Origin of the sequence: Trichodesmium erythraeum IMS101 (assembly GCF_000014265.1) — a bacterium.
In the GTDB taxonomy this organism is placed as follows: domain Bacteria; phylum Cyanobacteriota; class Cyanobacteriia; order Cyanobacteriales; family Microcoleaceae; genus Trichodesmium; species Trichodesmium erythraeum.
Genome location: NC_008312.1, coordinates 6,283,297 through 6,304,710 on the forward strand (window position 1 = coordinate 6,283,297; position 21,414 = coordinate 6,304,710).

Genomic DNA, 21,414 nt, shown 5'->3' on the forward strand with positions numbered 1-21,414 from the left:
TGAGTTCTATAAAATTTAAAAAAAATTAGAGTAAAAAAATAGTTAGGAGTTAGGAAAAACTTTGATCTTGAATTTTCTATATTGCTAAACGAAGGTATTCATTCTCTAGCTACTAAAAAAAGGTTACTCTAGTAGTATTTTTTAAACTTATATTAGTTTTTTTCTTTCCCTTTATCAAGAAATTTATTATAGTTTCCATCCATTCTCTAGGATTTTCCCAGTGAATATTATGGCCAGATTCACCAATTACTTTCAACTTAGCAGGCAGGCATAATTCTGCTATTTCTGTATTAATAGCTTTAAATTTATGATCATACTTTCCCACCATTAATAATGTAGGAATCTGATGATTTGATAATTTATTCCAAAGTGAGGGTTGGTTACCTATTCCCAAATTTCGGAGAGATTTTCCTAATTCCAATGGATTATTTTCTAACCGTCTTTCTATGAGCTTTTCAAAATTATTATGCTGCCTCAAAGATTCAAATAACGGTTGATTATACCAGTTAATTAAAAACTCTTTAAAATTGCTATTTTCTAACTTATTAGCTAATTGAAAATCTGACTGACAACGAAGCGATCGCTCTGCTTTACTCTTTAGTCCTGGAGATGCTGATTCTAATATTATTTTTTCAAACCGAGTTGGAAAATTTATCCCTAGATATAATGCCAATCTTCCTCCCATTGAATAGCCAAATAAATAACATTTTTCAATATTTAAATTATCTAATAAACCAATCAATGCTGTGGCAGTATTGTGCATATTGTAATGTTTTTCACTATCAAAAACTCTAGTTTTTCCATGTCCTGGTAAATCAACTGTTAGACAGCAAAATTTTTTAGATAACTCAGGGATAATTTCTATAAAATCATTACTACTACCCATAAATCCATGTAACAATAAAATTATTGTTTTATTGTTTTTTTGAGATAAGGAGTAGTTGAATTTATAATTTTTCCCATTAAACATTAATCAATAATTATGAATAAAGTAATTTAATATTTATTTATATCCTTTAAAAAAAATAATTTTACCAAGAATCCTGGTAATAAATAAGTAACGGAAATAATATATAATTTTCTGAAAGCAAATCAATAACTTTCTACAAAAAATAAGCAGTTATAATCAAGTTCCTTAGTTTGTAGCTAACATTTATCTATTTTGGTGTTAATCACAACTAATTCCTCCATTATAAGAAATAAATATAGTCTCCAGCATCTGGAAGTTAATGATAACTGAAATGCCTGAACTAAAAAAATATGGTGGTATATTTCCCACCATAATTTCTAATTATTTATTCACCTTTAGAAAACTTTAGCGCAGCAGAATTCAAGCAATAACGCAATCCTGTTGGAGGGGGACCATCTGGAAAAACATGACCAAGATGAGCATCACAATTATTGCAAAGAACTTCTGTTCTCCGCATAAATAAACTCCAGTCAGTTTCTTCTTTGATATTTTCTTGATTAATAGGTTTCCAATAACTAGGCCAGCCTGTGCCAGAATCATATTTTGCTTCAGAACTAAATAGGTCAATACCACAACAAACACATTTATATATTCCTTTTTCTTTATTGTTGTAATATTCCCCTGTGAATGGTCTTTCAGTTCCCTTTTTTCTAGTTACATTAAACTGTTCTGGGGTAAGTTGTTCTTTCCACTCTTTTTCACTTTTTTTAATTTTATTAACCATGGCTTTAATGTTTATTTTGACAAACTATTTTCCAGTACAACACTAATTTTTAAGTGCTATAATATTTTATACTTTACAAATCATAACATATTCTTTATGGAAAAGCTAATGCTGAGAAGCCCTGTGAATAAATTTAGGATATTTACGAATGAAAGTTGATTGACTTTACTTTTGTAAGTAGATTATTTTTCTTACTATCTAATCTATAGATATAGGAATTATCAAATTGTTTGATTTTAGGAAATACGGAATAAGCAATAGAAAAAAAAGACTTTACCTGATTAATATTAAGAAAGCTTATAAATATATAGAACTACAAAAAAATGTCAGGGTAACTATAAGACTTTAAAACCTTAAAAATAACAGTTTTTATTCAAACTGATAACTGAATACTTATAAATATTCAGCTCTGAGAATATGTCAAATAACAAATCCTAAGCCAAGTAATAATCCACTAAAAAAATGTAGATAAACTGCAATAAATTTACAGTTACTAATTTTTTCTGGTTGGTCGTGATAATGACTAAGGTGACGACATAAATGAATAGCAAAAGGCAAGCCAGCAAAACTTAATAAAGCCCAAACTGGGAATAGTTTTAAACCTACACAAATAGAAATTAATACAAAAACAATTCCGCAAGACCAATTTAATACTTGAGAACCTGCTTTAGTTCCCATCCTCACAATAGGCGATCGCTTTCCTGCTGCTAAGTCATCTTTTACCTGATGAAAGTGGGAGCAAAAGAGAATAATAGTAGTAGTAATTCCAATAATTATTGAAGCCGTTAAACTAGTAATTGACCAAGCCTTAGTTTGACTATAGTAAGCAGCAGAAATTGCTAAAGGACCAAAAGCAAAAAAGCAGATAATTTCTCCTAAACCTTGATAACCTAATCTGAAAGGAGGACCTTGATAAACATATCCTAAAAAACAACACAGTAATATTAATCCAATTACAGTTAAATCTTGCAGCCACCAGCTAATTGTTGCAACTCCCAAAATACCTAAAAATAAACATAAATTACCTAACCAAAACATTAAGTTTTTATTCCCTGTTAGATTCACCAAAGAGTGGTGCTTATTTTTATCAATACCTGTCTCCGAGTCAAAGACATCATTACTAATATTCTCCCAACCCAAAATTAAAATTGCTGATGTGATAAACGTTAAAAAAATAGACCAGTCAATCCCATTTTTTTCCCAGATAGCTATTGCTGTTCCTATCCATATCGGCATAATTGCTACACTATACATAGGTGGCTTAATGGCAGCCAACCATAATTTTTTATCAGACTTATTTACTGTTTGAGCTGTCATATTAATTTGATAATTAATCCTTTATTTTAACAATAGTCATGTTAAATTGATTGTTATAGTTAAGTTGATTATGATAAAATTATCAACCCTAACTCCAAACAATTATAAATATAAATATGAGAGATTTTTTTGATGCTATAGCAATTTTTAATTTCTTACCACTTTCATTTCCTAGTCTAACTCAAATCTTAACAAAAAATAACTTAATTTATTTTTCCTTTACCTTTGATTTTATTTAGGCTTTCGACTTGCCTAAAAAATTCTCTATCTCTTATCGCTACAAAAGGGATGTCAAAAAAGATTTAATGTTAATTAAGGGATAAATTTTGCCTCTTTCATAAATTGGACATTCCCACTAATCACTCTATCTAATTCAGTGAAAATTTGCTATTCTTATTTTCATGCCTGTAACACCAACTTCTGTTAATCTATTTCAGACTTACCAAGATCTGTATCAATTTCTGTTTAATTGTCAACAGACATTAACAGACAATATGCAAACAAAAATAATTAGTATTTCTCGAGAAATATTATCAGTAGATCCCCTAGCAGTATTGCAAAAAATTTGTCAACCACATCAACTACATTTTTATTTAGAAAAACAAGCCATTGGAGAAAAAAACATCCACAAAAATAGGTTGGCGATCGCTGCTGTAGATACTGCTACCCATTTTACTGTTAAAAGTGGGAGTCGTTTTGCGCAAGCTGAGTCTTTTATTCAATCATGTTTAAACAATACAATTTCTCTAGGTGCAACACACTTACCATATTCAGGTCCCCACTTTTTTTGTAGCTTTACTTTCTTTGAAAAAGATACTCATGCCTATCTACAAAACCTTTATCAAAATGGTAATTACCAACAAAAATTATCTCTAAACCTTCACTTTCCTTTAGCAACAATATTTCTACCATGCTGGCAAATAACTCAGACAAATAAACATAATATACTTGTAATTAATACCGTTATTAATAACTCTATTAACATTAAAAATCTTTCCCATAAAATTTGGCATAAATTCCAGGAAATAACCCAGATAAAACATAATCATTTATCAACTTTAACCAAGCCCAATCAAAAACTTATAAAAATCAACGTCAATCATTTACAAAAATTTAAAAAATCAGTAGCTTCAGCTCTAGAATTAATCAATTCAAATTATTTAAGAAAAATTGTTTTAGCCCATGCTATAGATATATATTCTCAAAATAATTTCAACTTAATCAAATCCTTAAACAACTTGCGATTCATTTATCCAGACTGCTATGTATTTTCTATTAGTAATGGCAAGGGCCAAAACTTCATAGGTGCAAGTCCAGAACGCTTAATTAGTATTAACAATAATCAATTAGTTACAGATGCTTTAGCAGGTTCTGCACCTAGAGGCAAAACCCCTAGTCAAGATGCTAAATTAGCCAATAGTTTATTATGTAGTGAAAAAGATTTACGAGAACATCAATTTGTCATAGATTTCATTATTAAACGTCTTCAATATTTAGGATTAAAACCAAATTATTTACCCCAACCAAATCTACTACAATTGTCAAATATTCAGCATTTATGGACACCAATAAATGCAGAAGTTTCTCAAAATATTCATTTATTAGAAATATTAGCACAACTCCATCCCACACCAGCAGTGGCAGGAGTTCCTAGAGATATTGCTCAAGAACAAATACAGAATTTTGAAACTTTCGATCGCTCACTTTATGCAGCACCTATTGGTTGGATAGATCACCAAGGAAATGGAGAATTTACTGTAGGTATTAGGTCAGCTTTAATTGATGGAGAACGCGCTAGACTTTATGCTGGTGCAGGTATAGTTACTGGTTCAAAACCAGATCAAGAGTTAGCAGAAGTTCAACTCAAACTTCAGACATTATTAAAAGCTTTAGTTTAAAATGAACAGGACTTACCCACGGGCAATACACAAGCGTGAGGGCGAATAGCATTCGCCCCTAAATATGGCGTTTGCAAGGTGAATTTGCGTAAGTCCTGATGAAAATTCTGTAGCTTCGACAGAAATATTTGAATAATGTATCTGAAGTCCCTAGGCATAAAAATTAAGGTACAAATATATCCGACTACCTGCTCTCCTCTGTAGAAACATTTGCATTGTTATTATGCAACGTCCCTACATCTACTTCTGGAAGATATTAGGGGTGGATCCCCTACTCCTGAAAAAGACTTTTTCAGCTAAACCTTGCTTTAGTTCCCTAGATGCTAGACGAACAGTAAAATTCAACAAAAAAGATATCAATTTATTTATGCTAATACCCTACTTTAAACAATCAAAATTATTACTTTAATTCATATCTTTGTAAGGTTAAAAATTCAAATTTTCCTGATATATCATAATGAGCAATTAATTGGTGCATTTCTATTTCATTAATTAACCAATTAACTACACAATCAAAAGCATTCCCTATAGTTACTTGCTCAGGACAACTGATAGAAACACCATCAGGTAAAAAGAAGGTTTTATTTCCTTCCCAACTCCAATTAAATTGAGTAGTAACAGGTTCAGAAATTTGTAAAAAGGATATCAATTTATTTATGCTAATACCCTAATTTAAACAATCACAATTATTACTTTAATTCATATATTTGTAAGGTTAAAAATTCAAATTTTCCTGATATATCATAATGAGCAATTAATTGGTGCATTTCTATTTCATTAATTAACCAATTAACTACACAATCAAAAGCATTCCCTATAGTTACTTGCTCAGGACAACTGATAGAAACACCATCAGGTAAAAAGAAGGTTTTATTTCCTTCCCAACTCCAATTAAATTGAGTAGTAACAGGTTCAGAAATTTGTAAATTAGGAGTAATAGTTATTGACGTTCCCTGGCAATTTTGTGGTAAATCTCTTTGAGATAATTGTTCTAATTCGGTCGACCAATAGTCGGAGGGATAGCCAGTAGAGTCTTCTCGAATATTGGCAGTTCTAAACAAGTTTCCTTTGTCATCATAAATGATACCAAAACTATGTTTGAGATGTTGGTATCTAAAAAATAACTCCATCGCAAAATAAGCCTCTGATGGTAACTGAGTTACAGACCAAATAGCATGGCCAGAGGGAAAGAAATAAGCCCGCATCACCTCAGCTTGAGGATGAAAAATTCCATCAGATAAACTATTTGCTGATTGATAATAAGTCCAACTTTTTTCTTCCACATTATCTTCAGCATAAATATATTTATTTAGGTGATAAATCTCTGTTTTGTCAGAATTACTCTCAAAATTTCTAAGACTACGAAATGACTCTTCTACACATCCTTCTGGGGTATATTTGGTCCAAACACCATGCCAAGCATACAAATGTTGATCAATAAAGTTTTTCCAGTTTTGTGTTTTAAGATCCATAATTTTATTTCCTCAAAAAAACCTGCATTATTTAAATTAATGATGACTATAAGCAATTTCAAACTTAGTTTTAACTTGTTCAGTGATAACCGCTAAATAAACAGATAAGACAGAAGCAGTAACCATAATATATTATTTAATAATTTCTAGTTTAAAATTCATAAAATTATGATAAAAAAAGTGGCAATTGTTACCGGTAGTACTCGAGGTATTGGTTTTGGCATTTCCCAACAAATTCCGGTCGATAAATATGATCTAAATTATGGGGTTTAATAGTAATGAAACATCCGCAAAAGAGGCTAAAACAGAAGCTTGGAATTATTTAACAGCAAAATGTGATGGAGTAGATAGTGAAATGATACAGCAAATCATTAAAAATACCCCTATACAACGTTGGTATTTCTCAACAGAAATATGTCAAATTATCGCCTTTTTATGTTATCCTAAAGCTGCTTTTATTAAAGAAGAAGTTGCTTGACCTATTAATAGAAGATTAAATTTATAGTAAATTGAGATCTTTAACTTTGTAATAACGTCCAAAAATAGCCATCAGGAGCAACAAAAGAAAAGCTTTTTTCTTCAAATTCATTAATTATTATTTCTGTAACTTCTGTGGCTTCACTATTACTAACTTTTTGATGATATAAGTCAATATTAGTAACTTGTAGAGTATATAAAGATGTTCCTAAACAACCAGGACGAGAATATGTCTGTTTATTCTCTAAATTTCCTTCTAAACGTAAAAATTCAAAGTTACCTGACTGAATTTTATTTTTTTCTTTCAAGTCATAACCAGGAGCAATAAAATAATAGTTAAACATTCTTTCATCAGGATTCTCTTTTTTCAACTCAAGTATCTTACGAGAAGCAACACTATATCCACATTCAACATTATCAACAACTCGAACTAATCCTAAGACTTGATCATAAAAATCTAAGGCTTTATGTTCACAATTAACAATTAATCCAGCATGAACAAACTCTGAGGCTTTAAAATGAGAATCTAGGTTAACAATACCAGAATTAGGTCGATGATAATCATGACGTTGAAAGATAACCTGTCGGGTTAATGGTTGAATTAAAACCATTTCATGAACACAGGGGTTAGCTTGATAAAATGGCTGAAAATTTTCGGGACGATCAATTAAATTCCGTTGTGGAGAAATATAATATATTGGAAGTTTTATAGCTTGACCATCTTCAGCATGATTAGCAACATTAAACACATCTAAAGATAGAGAAGTTCCCCAGCGACTTCCTACTACTTTTAAAGGGCTTAATTCTAATCCTTAATTAATAGGATTATCCCAAACCATTAGGCGAACTAAACTTCTATCTGTGACTTTGTTTTGAAGACGCAAAGAATGTAAATTAGAGTCAACCCCATACAATTTTTTAGCTGTTTCTGCATGAAGGTTTCCAGATAGATTAACTGTATAACCAAACTTCTCCCAGTAGTTAATTAAATTGCTTTCATCTTCTACTGTAATACCGATAACAATTTCGTATAATCCGCTAATAGATGGATTACTCATAAATTAAAACTCCTCAAATAATATATATACTATAACAATCCTATTTTATTCATGTCAAAAATATTGCCACTTTTTAAGAATATGTTTGGAGGTAATGATTAATGAGTAAAACTTACAGAGTTTATTTCTATTTCTACTTTTTGAATTGTTACAGCCTCAGCCGGATTGTTATATTTAGACTTAAAAACTAGATGATTCGGAATTTCTATTCTTTATATCTGTTCTTATCCAACTATAACCTAATATATTTTTAGGATTGCTATTTTACTATTCAAGACTAAAAAATTAACTATGTCAATTGATTTTAGAAGCCTCAATACAGTATGGTCATCTATTTTAGTAGAAACACTACATCATTTAGGATTAACCACCGCAATTATCAGTCCTGGTTATCGTTCCACACCCCTAACATTCGCCTTTGCCACCCATCCCAAAATTGAAACTATTCCCATTCTTGATGAACGTTCAGCAGCATTTTTTGCCCTAGGAATAGCAAAAAAAAATTATCAGCCAATAGTTATAGTCTGTACATCTGGTACGGCCGCAGCTAATTTTTATCCAGCCATAATAGAAGCAAAAGAAAGTCGCATCCCACTATTAGTTCTAACTGCAGATAGACCCCCAGAATTACGAAATTGTCATGCTGGTCAAACCATAGATCAAGTCAAATTATATGGTAATTATCCTAACTGGCAAATTGAACTAACTTTACCTTCAGTAGAACTAAAAAGATTGGAATATTTAAGACAAACAGTTATTCATGGTTGGGAAAAAACTATGTTTCCTACACCTGGACCTGTGCATTTTAATATTCCTTTTCGAGACCCTTTAGCGCCCATAAATCAACCAGAAGCGATCGCTTTAGAATCAAAATTTTCCCAAAACTTTTTTGCTAGTTTACGACCAATTATTAGAACAGAATTAATCCCAAATTCTGACTTAATAGAATTATTAAAAAATCAATTTAAATCTCACTCAGGAATTATAATTGCAGGTTTAGCACAACCAGAAAAACCTGAAGTATATTGTCAGGCGATCGCTAAAATTTCCCAAACTTTAAACTTCCCTGTTTTAGCCGAAGGTTTATCACCTCTAAGAAACTACTCCCAGTTAAATCCCTATTTAATTAGCACTTATGATTTAATTTTAAGAAATCAAAAATTAGCCAACAAACTTATTCCCAAAATAGTCTTACAAATTGGAGAACTACCAACAAGTAAACAACTAAGAACTTGGCTAGAAGCAGCTAATTCTCACAGATTAATTATTGACCAAAGTGACCATAATTTTGATCCGCTTCATGGAAAGACAACTCATTTACGAATCTCAGTAGAACAACTAGCCAAAATTTTAATTACTCAATATTTCAACAATAACCATGATATAAATTACTTAAATTTGTGGTGTCAAGCCGAAGAAAAAGTCAGAGAAAATATTGACACAAAAATGGCAAAAATAAATCATATATTGGAACCAAAAATTTCTTGGTTAATATCTCAGACATTACCAAAAAATACATCAATATTTGTTGCTAATAGTATGCCAGTTAGAGATGTAGAGTTTTTCTGGGTTCCTAATAATTCCCAAATTCAGCCATTTTTTAATCGAGGTGTAAATGGAATAGACGGTACTTTATCAACAGCTTTAGGTATTGCCCACCGGTATCAAAAAACTGTTATGTTAACAGGAGATTTGGCGCTTTTACATGACACCAATGGTTTTTTACTAAGAAATAAATTAGTCGGTCATTTAACTATTATTTTGATTAATAATCAGGGAGGTGGAATTTTTGAAATGCTCCCAATAGCTAACTTTGAACCACCTTTTACAGAATTTTTTGCTACTCCCCAAGAGATTGATTTTGCTGATTTATGTAAAACTTATGGTTTAGAACACCAAAAAATATCTTCCTGGAACCAATTACAACAACTTTTAAATCCTTTACCAAGTAGTGGAATAAGGATTTTAGAATTACAAACAGACCGCCAACTTGACGCTAGATGGCGGTTAGATAATTTAGATACATTTATAGATTTATAGAATATTTTTTCTAAATTGAAAACTCAAAAAGAAGAGGTTTTAAAATTACCAGTTACTAAATTCTTTATGAAGTAGTGAAATAAGAGTTTCATAATTACAAACAAACCGCCAACTTGACCCTAGATGACGGTTAGATAATTTATAGATTTACAGAATATTTTTTCCTAAGTTAAAAATTCAAAAAGAAGAATTTTTAAAATTACCAAATACCCTGAAAATCATAAATAGATTTACAGAATATTTTTTTTCTAAGTTAAAAATTCAAAAAGAAGAATTTTTAAAATTACCAACTGCCCTGAAAATCATAATTTGTATCAAATCTCTTTTGCTGATCATCCTATACTTTGATATTTTCTGATATTTTCCCGGCGCTGCTTTACAAAACAGAGCAAGATTCATAAACCCTAAGTCCAGTTAGGTTTCTGTTGCCTATTTAAGAATAGATAAGCTTTTCATCTCATGAAGCGAAACATAGCAGCTAATCTGCCGAACTTTTTTATAGTCAAAAGCTCACTCCACAATACCTCACCAATTCGATGCTTTTTCTAGAAACTTTTATATCATTAAATATATATCTCTGCTATAGCACACTATTGTCAATATAGCAATATTAATTATTTTTTCCAATTGCAGAGTTATCGTGAACAAAAACCTAGGTCTTCAACCAAAACTGAGATCATTATAATTTTTGGTTTAATCTGGGAGAACCTCAATCAATAAAGGCTCTAATTGACCTTTGTTATCCAAAGCATAGATATCATCACAGCCACCAATATGTTGATTATTAATAAAAATCTGTGGCACAGTACGACTTCTATTAGCACGTTCACTCATACTATTTCTAGCACTTTCATTGCCATCTATTTTGTATTCTGTATAGTTAACACCTTTCCACCAAAGCAAAAGTTTTGCTCTAATACAATACGGGCAAGTTTGCCAAGTATAAATTTCAACCTTTGCTTTCATACGTTCTGGATGACGACCAAGAATAGGGTTAAGAAAATCAAGCATTTTTAGTAATTAATTAATAGTACTTAGACATTTTCTGGTATGAAAAATAGATCAAAGTCAGCCTAGACAAAGGAATTATTTTGAGTCACTCACAATAGTTAGAACCTGTGCTTATTCCAGATTTATATCTTGTTAATATCAAAGTCTTGGCCAGTCTATATTTGAACCTATTTTTTTTCTATTTTACCGAAAAATTGCTTTTAAAACCTCGACTACCCATCGGGCAACTTTCAATTATTTAATAAGTAGGGTTTGAATACTCACCTTATCTCATAAATACTTTAGAAAAGAAGAGGTTTATCGAATATTCTCTCATATGTCTGGATTTAGTGCCCCATATTATTGTCTGAAATTATTTATTACCTCAAAATTTAGTATCGATATCTTGTAGGTTTTGCCCTCATCTTCATTTGTGTTTGCATCTTATTTTTGATGTATAGCTGCCTAGAAATTTTAGAATAATAATGAGCCGTCAATATTACATTTATTGTAAAAACAGTTAAGACAAAAAATAGAAATAAAAAACCTACTAAAGTAGATTTATGGGATAAACTAATAATTAAAGATCCAATGGAAACAAGACCAGCTCCAGAGGCAGAAGAACTAAGAATTAGCCAGCGCAAATTAGACATAGTTAAGTTAATAAATATTTTTGATTAATTAAGACTGTTAATAATAATTATTTAATCATATAGCAATCAGTAATTATATCTGATAAACTATTTACCCCATTAGGTATTCTAGTCTTATGAATCATTCCTGATTGGTATAAATTAGTTGAACTAGTATCTAGTTATAAAAGTTAATATATTTATAAAATACTACTAATGATTATATTTTTCTGGCCATTAAGCAAGTAATTGAGGACTTTACAGATTCATACTAAGAGAACCCCAAGCTTTTGATTGAGAAAAAAGCGTCAAGTCAAAGATTCTTAACTCAAAAATACTATTACTAATTTTTACAATTAGATACTAGCTATTATCTTTAAACCCATATTACTCATTTCAAAATGTAGCACTAAAAGTGTCATAAGTTAGTGATATACTTATTGTATTTACTAAACCAACGCAATTAATCACGTATTAATACTGGGATGGCATAAAAATCGCCAAAGTTTTTATGTCAAAATACGGAGGTATATCCAGAAGAAAAAGTAGAGTTTTTATGTAAAAATTATTCATTGGTTTTAAAAAGTAAAAAAAATGTCAGTAGAAATTAAAAATGCACGACTACTTGGGACTAGTAATTAGAATCATTAGTTAAATAGGGATAATTGAAAAATTAACTACTAAAAAAAACTCTTGAATTAGTTCTAGAGATAGTAGTAAAATTCATGATTTTAAATAGTATTGAATTAGGGTCATTCTCCTCTATATTTATTCAAAAAATTATCTCAATAAAATGTATTATAAAATTTACTAGTAAAAGGAATAAAAGCAGAATATTTTAATGATAATATACTAGGTAATAGTCCTAAAAAATTATATGTGAAGTTGGTTAAAATAAAATTTTTCTTTTCATCATACTGGAAATTATAAAAAAAAGTATCAATTACATATCGAAGCATTTGACTTAGATTAAAGCTCATTTATTTCAATTTTATTGACAATAAAATAATAATGTTCACTCTCTTTTTAATTATTTTTTCATTAAATGTAAGAGAATAAGATTTTATTTTTTAGAGACTAAATTACTCTTTCTTACCGTACCATACTTTACTAAAAAGAGCCTATAAGTTTGTTGATCATAACGATTTGATTATAAGTAATACCATTTTGAAATAATAACGCTACGAATAGTAAAGGAAATAAAAATATTTTCAAGGAAATGTTCAATTGAGTAAAAAAGATGATTTACCTACTAAAAATGCTCCTTAATCTATTTATTATCAGTGATGAATTCTGAATTTTGAGTATTAAAAATTCTCCTAGCTATTTGTAGCAAACATTTATCATGCTAGGTATAAAGTATGGGAATCTAATTATGTAGATATTGCAAATATATATACAGCAGTAGAACCAAGATGGTTGTTAGTTGAAAGTAAAACAATAAAATATTTGGATTAAAAAAACTATCGAAAAATAATTTCAAAAAGCTGGAAAACGGCTCAAAAAAAACTGGGATAATTAGGAGTTAATGAATAAATCTAAAAATAGTTAATGTATTATTAATGCAAGTCTATTAATTATTTTTTATTATCATTATTAATTCAAATATAAGAATAATTATAAAAAAAGTTATACTTAGATTGTCTATTTATAAATACTATTTATTAACATCATTTTATTGTTACCTAACTCCTGTTGTTTTTTCATTCCTATTTTACTAGGTTCAGTGGGTAGGATTAAGACTTAATAAATAGAATAAGTTGAAATCATTAAACAGACCGCAAAAACTGTTTTTTCTCAAAAAAAAATGCAAAAAAAGAGAAAAAACTCTTTTCATAGGGCATAAATATTGATTACTAAAAAAGTAATTGCGATAGCATTTTTGGTATATTTTAGCTAAAAATAGAGCATAATTTATAATTAAAAATGCTGAATATGTTTACTGTCAAAAATATTGGATCTCTTAAAACAACTTAATCTATTCAAATATACTAATCCTAAAAGTATTATTTTATCTGAGTCCTGTAGAAGCTTATTAAACAAATTAACATAACTAAATTTTTGACACATACAAGCTTAAATATAACGGAGTTTATTTAATAAATATTGCCATATTATACATTTTTTTTATTAGTTAATAAATCAAATAATTGATAAAAAACTATAGATTTAAATGCAGATACTATCCTCATTTTTGGTAATCAATTGATCTATTTTTTAGTACATTTTTCTTTATATAATAGTTAATTGTTCCATGTCATATTATAAGTTTGATATTTTTTTTAGGGCTTAGTTATTTTTATTTTTATGTTTTTTTAGATTGGTTTTTAATCTCAACTTTGTTATTGTTTTAATAGCATAAAATTTTACCACTTGTTCTTTATGTTTATCTTGCATATTTTCCTACTTTAAAATTTCAATTATCTAATTCAATAATTTTTTTCTGATATTCAAAATTTATAGCGTAATCTGTTTATCTTTCATATTTTCCTACTTTCCTACTTTAAAATTTCAATTATCTAATTCAATAAATGTTGTATAAAATTCAAAAATTATAGCTTAAACTATAAGTTTTCTAGATTTAATCAGGAAATCCTAATCAAGTTTTTTTCACCATTTTCTCAATTTTAAATATTTCTAAATAATACATAATTACTAAATAAAACAATCCAGAATAACAACGATAAAAAGTATAATTTATTCCTAAATAAATTTCCATCATTAACAAGGAAAATACTACATAATTAGTAACTTAAATATTCCCCAGGCTAACAACGAAAAAAACTAAAAAAATAAAGTCTTAAGTTGAATATATATTAGCTATTTATGCATCGATAAAATTTGAAAACAAAGTGCAGGATTATTTCATGGGCAACTAAAGTTTTAAATACAAAATAATTAACTGAGAACTAAAACACTCTCAAAAAGCGAAAGTAGGTATAATGAGGTTTTATTTTCCTTAAAGACCAAATATTTTTAACGAATAGCTTATTTAAAAAATTCCCGAAACCTATTTTTTTGGAGTCAATTATGGGCTGATATTTATTAGTTTATAATAATAGAAGAAATCCAGGAATTTTTAAATTCAGTAAATTATATAATTCCTTTGAGCAGATTTAACTCGGGAATAATCAGCTAAATTTAGTTAAGTTTATGAAAAGTGTTTTTCATATAAAATAGGAAGTTACTTAGCCTTATAGTTAAGCAAAACTTACAATAATAATTATTCCTAAATCAAAAGCAATAAACTCGGTTAACTGTTTGGGCGTGTAAGTTATGAAATTACAATAAATATGGAGAGTCTTTATGGGAATTTTTGACCACTTTTGGCGGGTAATTCGTGCTAACGTGAATAGCTTAATTTCTAATGCTGAAGATCCAGAGAAGATCCTGGAACAGACAATAAAAAATATGCAGAATGACCTAGTAAAATTACGACAGGTAGTAGCAGAAGCGATCGCTACCCAAAAACAGACAGAAAGACAATCTTACCAAGCTAAATCTACTGCCGATGAGTGGTATAGACGAGCGCATTTGGCCTTACAAAAAGGCCAAGAAAATTTGGCAAGGGAGGCTTTGACCAGACGTAATTCATATCAAGAAACAGCTACGGTCATGAAAGTTCAGATGGAACAGCAAAAACAGGTAGTAGAAAAACTGAAGCAAAATATGAAGCAGTTGGAACACAAAGTTAGTGAAGCAAAATTAAAAAAGAATATGTATATTGCCCGGGCACGTTCTGCTAGGGCTTCGGAAAAGTTGAATAAAATGTTAGACTTAGTAAATACTGGCAATACTTTAAGTACTTTTGAGGAAATGGAAGAAAAAATAACGCAGCTTGAGTCTCAGTCTCAGATGATAGCTGAGTTAGGAATTGATAGTTTGGAGAAAAAGTTTAATACTCTTGAAGGAGATAATCATATTGAGGCTGAGTTGAAGGCGATGAAAGCTAAAATCTTGCGAAAGAGGTAGAAATTATCAATTACCTCATCAATAAAAACCTTTAGGAACAGGGACTAGGAACTAGCTCACTTGAGTAGGTTTATTAAAATAACTAGGGATAATAGAGTAAGACAAGGCAAACGCCGGATGGCAGTTTCAAAGTATCGTAAGTTAACAATAGGTGGGAGAACGAGAGATAAAGGAATAGCACAATAGGGAAATTTACCAAAATTTATTTTATTGCTAAATTCAGTATCCGAGTGTCATTAAACTCTTACTAAATATTTGGTTTAACTAGCTTAAATAACAATAATTAGTTAATTGACCCTCAAGAAAATTGATAAATTTAACATGTTTCCTCACTATAGGAGCCAAAATTTCTCAGTTATCCCTGTCTCTCTATCTTTCTTCCTTGACCTTTGAAAATGAAACAGATTGGCCAAAATGATAAGTAGGAAGTAGTCGAAAATTTTTTGGCTCACCTGAGTCCTGACTCCTGGCTCCTAACTTCCAGCTATTCCCGCAACTTTCTCAGCTAAAAAAAGGCTATGAATATTAGTATTGATTCATTCTTACTAATTTATGGTCATGAACTGATGCCTAGAATATGAATATTATTTACTATTATCTACTTGCTTTATATAAACTAACTTAAGTTTGGACAGCTTCTCACCGTTTCAGTTAAATTAGATATCATAGCTATAGGAGAAATACCCTTAATAAACATTTCAACAGCTTAGTTTAGAATAACTATATCTGTCATTAAAAACTGGGATCCAACTTATAACAAATAGTCAATTAAAAGGAAAGATAAAATTATGGGATTATTTGATCGGATTAGTCGTATCTTCAGAGCTAATGTTAATGAGATGGTCAATAACGCTGAAGACCCTCAAAAGATTTTAGAACAGTCTATTCTTGATATGCAAGAAGACTTGGTTCAGTTGCGCCAAGCAGTTGCTAGTGGTATTGCTACTCAGAAGCGCACCCAACAACAGTACAACCAAGCTGAGTCTCAAGCTAAACAATGGTACTCCCGAGCACAGTTAGCTCTGCAAAAGGGAGATGAAAATTTGGCAAAGGAAGCTCTACAGCGTAAAAATACTTATTCTCAGACAGCTAACACTATAAAAGTATCTTTAGAGAGTCAAACATCTCAGGTGGAAACCCTAAAAAGAAATCTAACAGCTTTAGAAGGCAAGATTTCTGAAGCTAAGGCTAAGAAAGATATTTTGAACGCGAGATTAAAAGCTGCTAAAACTCAGGAGCAACTAAATAACACAATAGGTTCTCTTAATAATAGCGGAGCAATGGCTGCTTTTGAACGGATGGAAGAAAAGGTGTTTCAAATGGAGGCTCGTTCCCAAGCTTCAGCAGAATTAGCTGGTGTTGGCTTAGAAGAGGATTTTCGAAAGTTAGAAGCTAGTAGTGATGTTGATGATGAGTTGGCAGCGATGAAAGCAAAACTGGTAGGGGGTTCAGTAAACCAGAGTCAATTACCAGCTTCATCACAAGGGTCAGCAGAAAAATCGGTTGTTGATGATGAACTAGAGGATTTACGTAAACAACTTGACAAAACGTAAACTTTATTTTAGATAAAAATTTTACCTTTAAGCAATACCTTTAGCTTTGATAGATATTTAGCTTTTCTGAGGAGAAATTCTACGGGCACTAGTATAATTATTGACTGGTACGTCCGTTTTTTTTATCTCGGAGTATCCTTAGAATAATAATATTATAACTAAATACTTAATCATAACATCTAAAATCAAAAAAAATTAAAAAGTTACTATAGAAGGGCGAGGCAATAGAGGCAAACTTTTCGCGCTTTGTCAATTAAAAGGAAATATAAAATTATGGGATTATTTGATCGGATTAGTCGTATCGCTAGAGCTAATGTTAACGATATAGTAAATAAGGCTGAAGATCCTGAAAAGGTTCTAGAACAGTCTATTATTGATATGCAAGAAGACTTGGTTCAGTTGCGCCAGGCAGTTGCTAGTGCTATTGCTACTCAGAAGCGCACCCAACAACAGCACAAACAAGCTGAGTCTCAAGCTCAGCAATGGTACTCCCGAGCAGAGTTAGCTCTGAAAAAGGGAGATGATAATTTGGCAAAGGAAGCTCTACAGCGTAAGACAACTTATTCTGATACTGCTAGCACTATAAAAGTATCTTTAGAGAGTCAAACATCTCAGGTGGAAACCCTAAAAAGAAATCTAACAGCTTTAGAAGGCAAGATTTCTGAAGCTAAGGCTAAGAAAGATATTTTGAACGCGAGATTAAAAGCTGCTAAAACTCAGGAGCAACTAAATAACACAATAGGTTCTCTTAATACTAGCGGGGCAATGGCCGCTTTTGACAGGATGGAAGAAAAGGTACTTCAAATGGAGGCTCGTTCCCAAGCTTCAGCAGAATTAGCTGGTGCTGGCTTAGAAGAGGATTTTCGACAGTTAGAAGCTAATAGTGATGTTGATGATGAGTTGGCAGCGATGAAAGCAAAACTGGTAGGGGGTTCAGTAAACCAGAGTCAATTACCAGCTTCATCACAAGGGTCAGTAGAAAAACCGGTTGTTGATGATGAACTAGAGGATTTACGTAAACAACTTGACAAAATGTAAACTTTGTTTTACGCAAGTTTTAATTTTTCAGCAATACCTTTAGCTTTGATAAATATTTAGCTTTTCTGAGGACAAATTATACGGACGCTAGTATAGTCTTTGACTGGTGTGTCCGTTTTTTGCCTCTTACTTCCTTTAGGGAGCTAATTTAATTAATATTTATTATAATATACGTCCCATAGCTACCTTTGGGATAGTGACTCATTACGAGACTTTAATTATCTTCCTGTTCGTCCACTTGTCAATCTCTGCTAGAAATCTCACTCATTTGGTAGTTAGAGCTTTGATTCCATTTAGACCAGCTTCGGGGATTGATGTTCAATCTCTACCCCATGGCCTACCCTGTCAACCTAACAACAAGGCGATAGGAATTTCAACTATAAAGTAATAACAGTTATTCACAAGTCGAGTCTGTCCTCATGTAGTGACTTGGGACGGCCATTTATATCCTGATTGAAGGCTTAGTGGCCAACAATTCCCATACAATTTTCTAGTGCAGTGTCAGGTTAGTCAACTTTATCTTTATATAGCTTGTACAAATAGAAATCTCACTTTTTGGTATATTCTAGCTAAAAACAGAGTAGAATCTCTAGTTCAAAATACCTTAAATTGTAACTGTGTAAGTTTTTTAGATTTAATTAGCAAGCTCTAATCAATAATTCTCAGGTTTTAATTTGTAATATTTTGGCTCCAGTCCTTCCTCGCGTAATCTTTGAAGAAAGATTTTTGCCCTTTCTGGCTCCGGAAATGCTCCCATCTGTATTTTGATACCATTAGTCGTTTCACGAATATAAGCATCCGAAATTATTTGCCGTGCTTGAGACAAAGATTCTTCATTCCCATAATCTACAACTACATAGTACCAACCATCATCTGATTTTATGGGATTAGTTATCTTTGAACTAATAGAAATTTGTGGGGAAGGTTTAGCTATTGGCGATGGAGTTGGAGAAGATTGAGTATTTTCAGGCCATAAAGTAGTCTTGAGATTATCCAACTGTGCAATTGAACTATTAGTAAGTTGTGGAGCATTATTAACACTTCCCGATATTTGTGGTGGAACAACTGGTTTGACTGTTGCAGTAGGGGATGGGAACTGACTAGGTGATGGGTCAATGTTACTTAGAGTATTCAAATCTAAATCTACAAATTCAACAGAAGCCAAGTCAGGGGAATTCGGTAAAGGCTGCTCATTTGTACTTGGAAGATCATCAGTGTTTTTTTGAGCAGAAGAACCTTTCAACAGACGGTCTAAACCTAAACCCAGATTACTTAGACCTGATGGGTTAAGAACAACATGACCCAAAGTCGCACAAGAGATCAAAAACAAAAACATAGAAACTATTCCCAGAGGAGTAAACAAACTTGTTAAGTAAGTAGATTTCTTCTGACGATTTGATTTTAATGTATCTAAACCTTCTAGAAGTTTCTCTGAAGATTCAAGATAATTATTTGGTGCTATTGAACTATCATTATTTAATTGAGATGTTTGTTTCTCACTATTATGATTTTCTACATCGCCTTTTTTGGGTATAGGATCTTCTTTTGGTGTGGGAGGATCGTACACTAATGGTACACTTTCTTTGGTAGAAGTATTAAAATTTTCAGAGTTTTCCAGCGGCCGCGGTGTATCGGTTTCAGATAATGGCAACGAGGATACTGTTTGGTTATCCACTGGTAATACAGACATTAATTCGGGTATTTTATAAATTTGTTTATTACTATTTTTATTAGGAACTGACGAATTTTCTGCTTGTCTACGGTACTTGCGATATCTTGTTAGTTCTGCTTCTAACTCTACATCCAAATTTTCAATTACAGCTTGTAAAGTTGGATTCAATTCCTGGGTAGAATTTTTAGTATATTTAACTATAGAACTTTGATTCATTTAAGAACTCCTACTAGTTATATTAATTGAAAAAGATTTGGCGTGGCTATTTTGGCTTTTTCAAGCTCCCTTGCAAGTTCTAGCTAACCCAAAAAACCTTCAAGTTTGGGTATTTAAACCATAGTGTATAGTACTAAAGCCAGTATCTAGATTAGATTTATTTTGTGAGTAAAGCTTATATAAATAGTTTAACTGTTAGACAAAATTTCAGGTATGGATTTTCAATCTCTCAATCAAATTTTAGCCTCTCTCAAAATTATGGAGCGATCGCCCCAACAAAAACAGTTTCAAAAAGTAATGGAATGTTGGGAACAACTTTTAGGCACTCTGGCTATAAATACTCAACCTCTATATATTAAGCGGGAAATTTTATATGTAGCAACCTCAAGCGCTACTTTGTCTACTGAACTTAGTTTTCAGGTTCCCCAACTTTTACAGAAGCTCAATCACCTTTTGCCCAAACCTCTGGATAATATCCGGTTTTCTAGTGCTCATTACCGTACCTATCATCGGAATAAATTAGTAGATACTGAAAAAAATGATTGGCTAGAACACCCTAGTATGATTTCTAAGTCTGAAAAACTACCCTTGCTAAAATCAACTCACAAAAATCAGAGTCCTCAGACCACATTTGAAAATTGGGCGAAAGCTGTCAAAGCTCGGTCCCAGCTTTTACCTATATGTCCTGAATGCCAATCTCCCACACCTCCTGGAGAAATTCAACGTTGGTCTGTCTGTGCAATTTGTGCCACGAAAAAGTGGTCATAAGCAGACTAAGAAAAGTCATCAACACAAAACTTGACCCAAAAATAAAACAAATCAAGTAAGCTGATGATTTGTATGTTGCAATTACCAACAGCATTGGAAAAAATAGAGTATCTGTACCTATCTGAATCTCGGTTTTTTATGGGGAGCAAGCTTAAGTTATACCTATTACTTGAAAATACCCTCGAACAAATAAAGGGTCGTGGCCGTAGATAGATTAAGTATTATTGGCTTTCTCCAACTTTTAATCAGTTTTGTTTACGGTTTAGTAATTGGCAATTTTGAGAGCAAATCTTACATCTAAATAATGGAACATGAAGCTGAGCAAGCCTGGGCATACTAGGATCACTTTTCAGAATAAGGGACTAATAAATTAATGTTGAGGGGTACAGCAATTATAGACAAAGCGGGACAGTTTTGGGTTGTATATATTCTTTTTACCTAAGTACTGCTCAGAAATAAACCCAATTTAGGAAGAGTTACAGCATCTCAAATAAAGATTTATCTTGTCAAATGGTTTGAGTTTTCACTTAAAGCAAGCTTTAAAAATAATTGATGGTATTTAGACTAGGGGAGAAAAGAAAAATTACAGCACAGAAAGTTTTACCGTAGATTTCGGG

General features: G+C 31.2%; 16 protein-coding genes. 7 read left to right on the forward strand and 9 right to left on the reverse strand.

The window, feature by feature from the left end:
* Positions 1-112 precede the first annotated feature (112 nt).
* From menH to menA, 3 genes are all read right to left on the reverse strand, one after another.
* Entirely contained in the window at positions 113-970 is an 858-nt protein-coding gene (gene menH / locus TERY_RS19560; RefSeq protein ID WP_011613410.1) for a 2-succinyl-6-hydroxy-2,4-cyclohexadiene-1-carboxylate synthase, read from the reverse strand.
* Positions 971-1,295: 325 nt separating this feature from the next.
* Positions 1,296-1,694, reverse strand: a complete 399-nt coding sequence (msrB, locus tag TERY_RS19565) for a peptide-methionine (R)-S-oxide reductase MsrB (protein WP_011613411.1) — start codon at positions 1,692-1,694, stop codon at positions 1,296-1,298.
* A gap of 420 nt (positions 1,695-2,114) precedes the next feature.
* Positions 2,115-3,011 carry a 2-carboxy-1,4-naphthoquinone phytyltransferase gene (gene menA, locus TERY_RS19570; RefSeq protein WP_011613412.1) on the reverse strand — a complete coding sequence of 299 codons (897 nt, stop codon included), beginning with the start codon at positions 3,009-3,011 and terminating at the stop codon, positions 2,115-2,117.
* Between the two features lie 401 nt (positions 3,012-3,412).
* Here menA and TERY_RS19575 point away from each other — a divergent pair, with 401 nt between their 5' ends.
* Entirely contained in the window at positions 3,413-4,909 is a 1,497-nt protein-coding gene (locus TERY_RS19575; protein WP_011613413.1) for an isochorismate synthase, read from the forward strand.
* A 400-nt stretch (positions 4,910-5,309) separates the two neighbouring features.
* On the opposite strand, the gene TERY_RS19580 is transcribed toward TERY_RS19575, so the two are convergent.
* Both TERY_RS19580 and TERY_RS19585 read right to left on the reverse strand, forming a co-directional pair.
* On the reverse strand, positions 5,310-5,558 hold the full coding sequence (locus TERY_RS19580; RefSeq protein ID WP_044136940.1) for a DUF3598 family protein: 249 nt from the start codon (positions 5,556-5,558) through the stop codon (positions 5,310-5,312).
* A gap of 40 nt (positions 5,559-5,598) precedes the next feature.
* Entirely contained in the window at positions 5,599-6,381 is a 783-nt protein-coding gene (locus TERY_RS19585; RefSeq protein ID WP_044136941.1) for a DUF3598 family protein, read from the reverse strand.
* A gap of 262 nt (positions 6,382-6,643) precedes the next feature.
* Between TERY_RS19585 and TERY_RS19590 the strand changes: the two genes are divergently transcribed.
* On the forward strand, positions 6,644-6,859 hold the full coding sequence (locus tag TERY_RS19590) for a hypothetical protein (protein ID WP_044136942.1): 216 nt from the start codon (positions 6,644-6,646) through the stop codon (positions 6,857-6,859).
* Between the two features lie 40 nt (positions 6,860-6,899).
* On the opposite strand, the gene TERY_RS19595 is transcribed toward TERY_RS19590, so the two are convergent.
* Positions 6,900-7,607 carry a hypothetical protein gene (locus TERY_RS19595; RefSeq protein ID WP_011613414.1) on the reverse strand — a complete coding sequence of 236 codons (708 nt, stop codon included), beginning with the start codon at positions 7,605-7,607 and terminating at the stop codon, positions 6,900-6,902.
* A gap of 63 nt (positions 7,608-7,670) precedes the next feature.
* Complete coding sequence (locus TERY_RS35420; RefSeq protein ID WP_011613415.1) at positions 7,671-7,916, reverse strand: hypothetical protein; 246 nt, start codon at positions 7,914-7,916, stop codon at positions 7,671-7,673.
* Positions 7,917-8,207: 291 nt separating this feature from the next.
* Between TERY_RS35420 and menD the strand changes: the two genes are divergently transcribed.
* On the forward strand, positions 8,208-9,956 hold the full coding sequence (gene menD, locus TERY_RS19600) for a 2-succinyl-5-enolpyruvyl-6-hydroxy-3-cyclohexene-1-carboxylic-acid synthase (protein ID WP_011613416.1): 1,749 nt from the start codon (positions 8,208-8,210) through the stop codon (positions 9,954-9,956).
* A gap of 693 nt (positions 9,957-10,649) precedes the next feature.
* Here the strand turns inward: menD and grxC are convergent.
* On the reverse strand, positions 10,650-10,967 hold the full coding sequence (gene grxC, locus TERY_RS19605) for a glutaredoxin 3 (protein ID WP_011613417.1): 318 nt from the start codon (positions 10,965-10,967) through the stop codon (positions 10,650-10,652).
* 3,917 nt (positions 10,968-14,884) lie between these two features.
* Between grxC and TERY_RS19610 the strand changes: the two genes are divergently transcribed.
* From TERY_RS19610 to TERY_RS19620, 3 genes are all read left to right on the forward strand, one after another.
* Positions 14,885-15,550 carry a PspA/IM30 family protein gene (locus TERY_RS19610; RefSeq protein ID WP_011613419.1) on the forward strand — a complete coding sequence of 222 codons (666 nt, stop codon included), beginning with the start codon at positions 14,885-14,887 and terminating at the stop codon, positions 15,548-15,550.
* Positions 15,551-16,338: 788 nt separating this feature from the next.
* Entirely contained in the window at positions 16,339-17,103 is a 765-nt protein-coding gene (locus tag TERY_RS19615; RefSeq protein WP_011613420.1) for a PspA/IM30 family protein, read from the forward strand.
* Between the two features lie 273 nt (positions 17,104-17,376).
* Entirely contained in the window at positions 17,377-18,141 is a 765-nt protein-coding gene (locus tag TERY_RS19620) for a PspA/IM30 family protein (RefSeq protein WP_011613421.1), read from the forward strand.
* 652 nt (positions 18,142-18,793) lie between these two features.
* On the opposite strand, the gene TERY_RS19625 is transcribed toward TERY_RS19620, so the two are convergent.
* Positions 18,794-20,029 carry a hypothetical protein gene (locus TERY_RS19625; protein WP_011613422.1) on the reverse strand — a complete coding sequence of 412 codons (1,236 nt, stop codon included), beginning with the start codon at positions 20,027-20,029 and terminating at the stop codon, positions 18,794-18,796.
* 213 nt (positions 20,030-20,242) lie between these two features.
* Here TERY_RS19625 and TERY_RS19630 point away from each other — a divergent pair, with 213 nt between their 5' ends.
* On the forward strand, positions 20,243-20,797 hold the full coding sequence (locus tag TERY_RS19630) for a DciA family protein (RefSeq protein WP_011613423.1): 555 nt from the start codon (positions 20,243-20,245) through the stop codon (positions 20,795-20,797).
* The last annotated feature ends 617 nt before the right edge of the window (positions 20,798-21,414 follow it).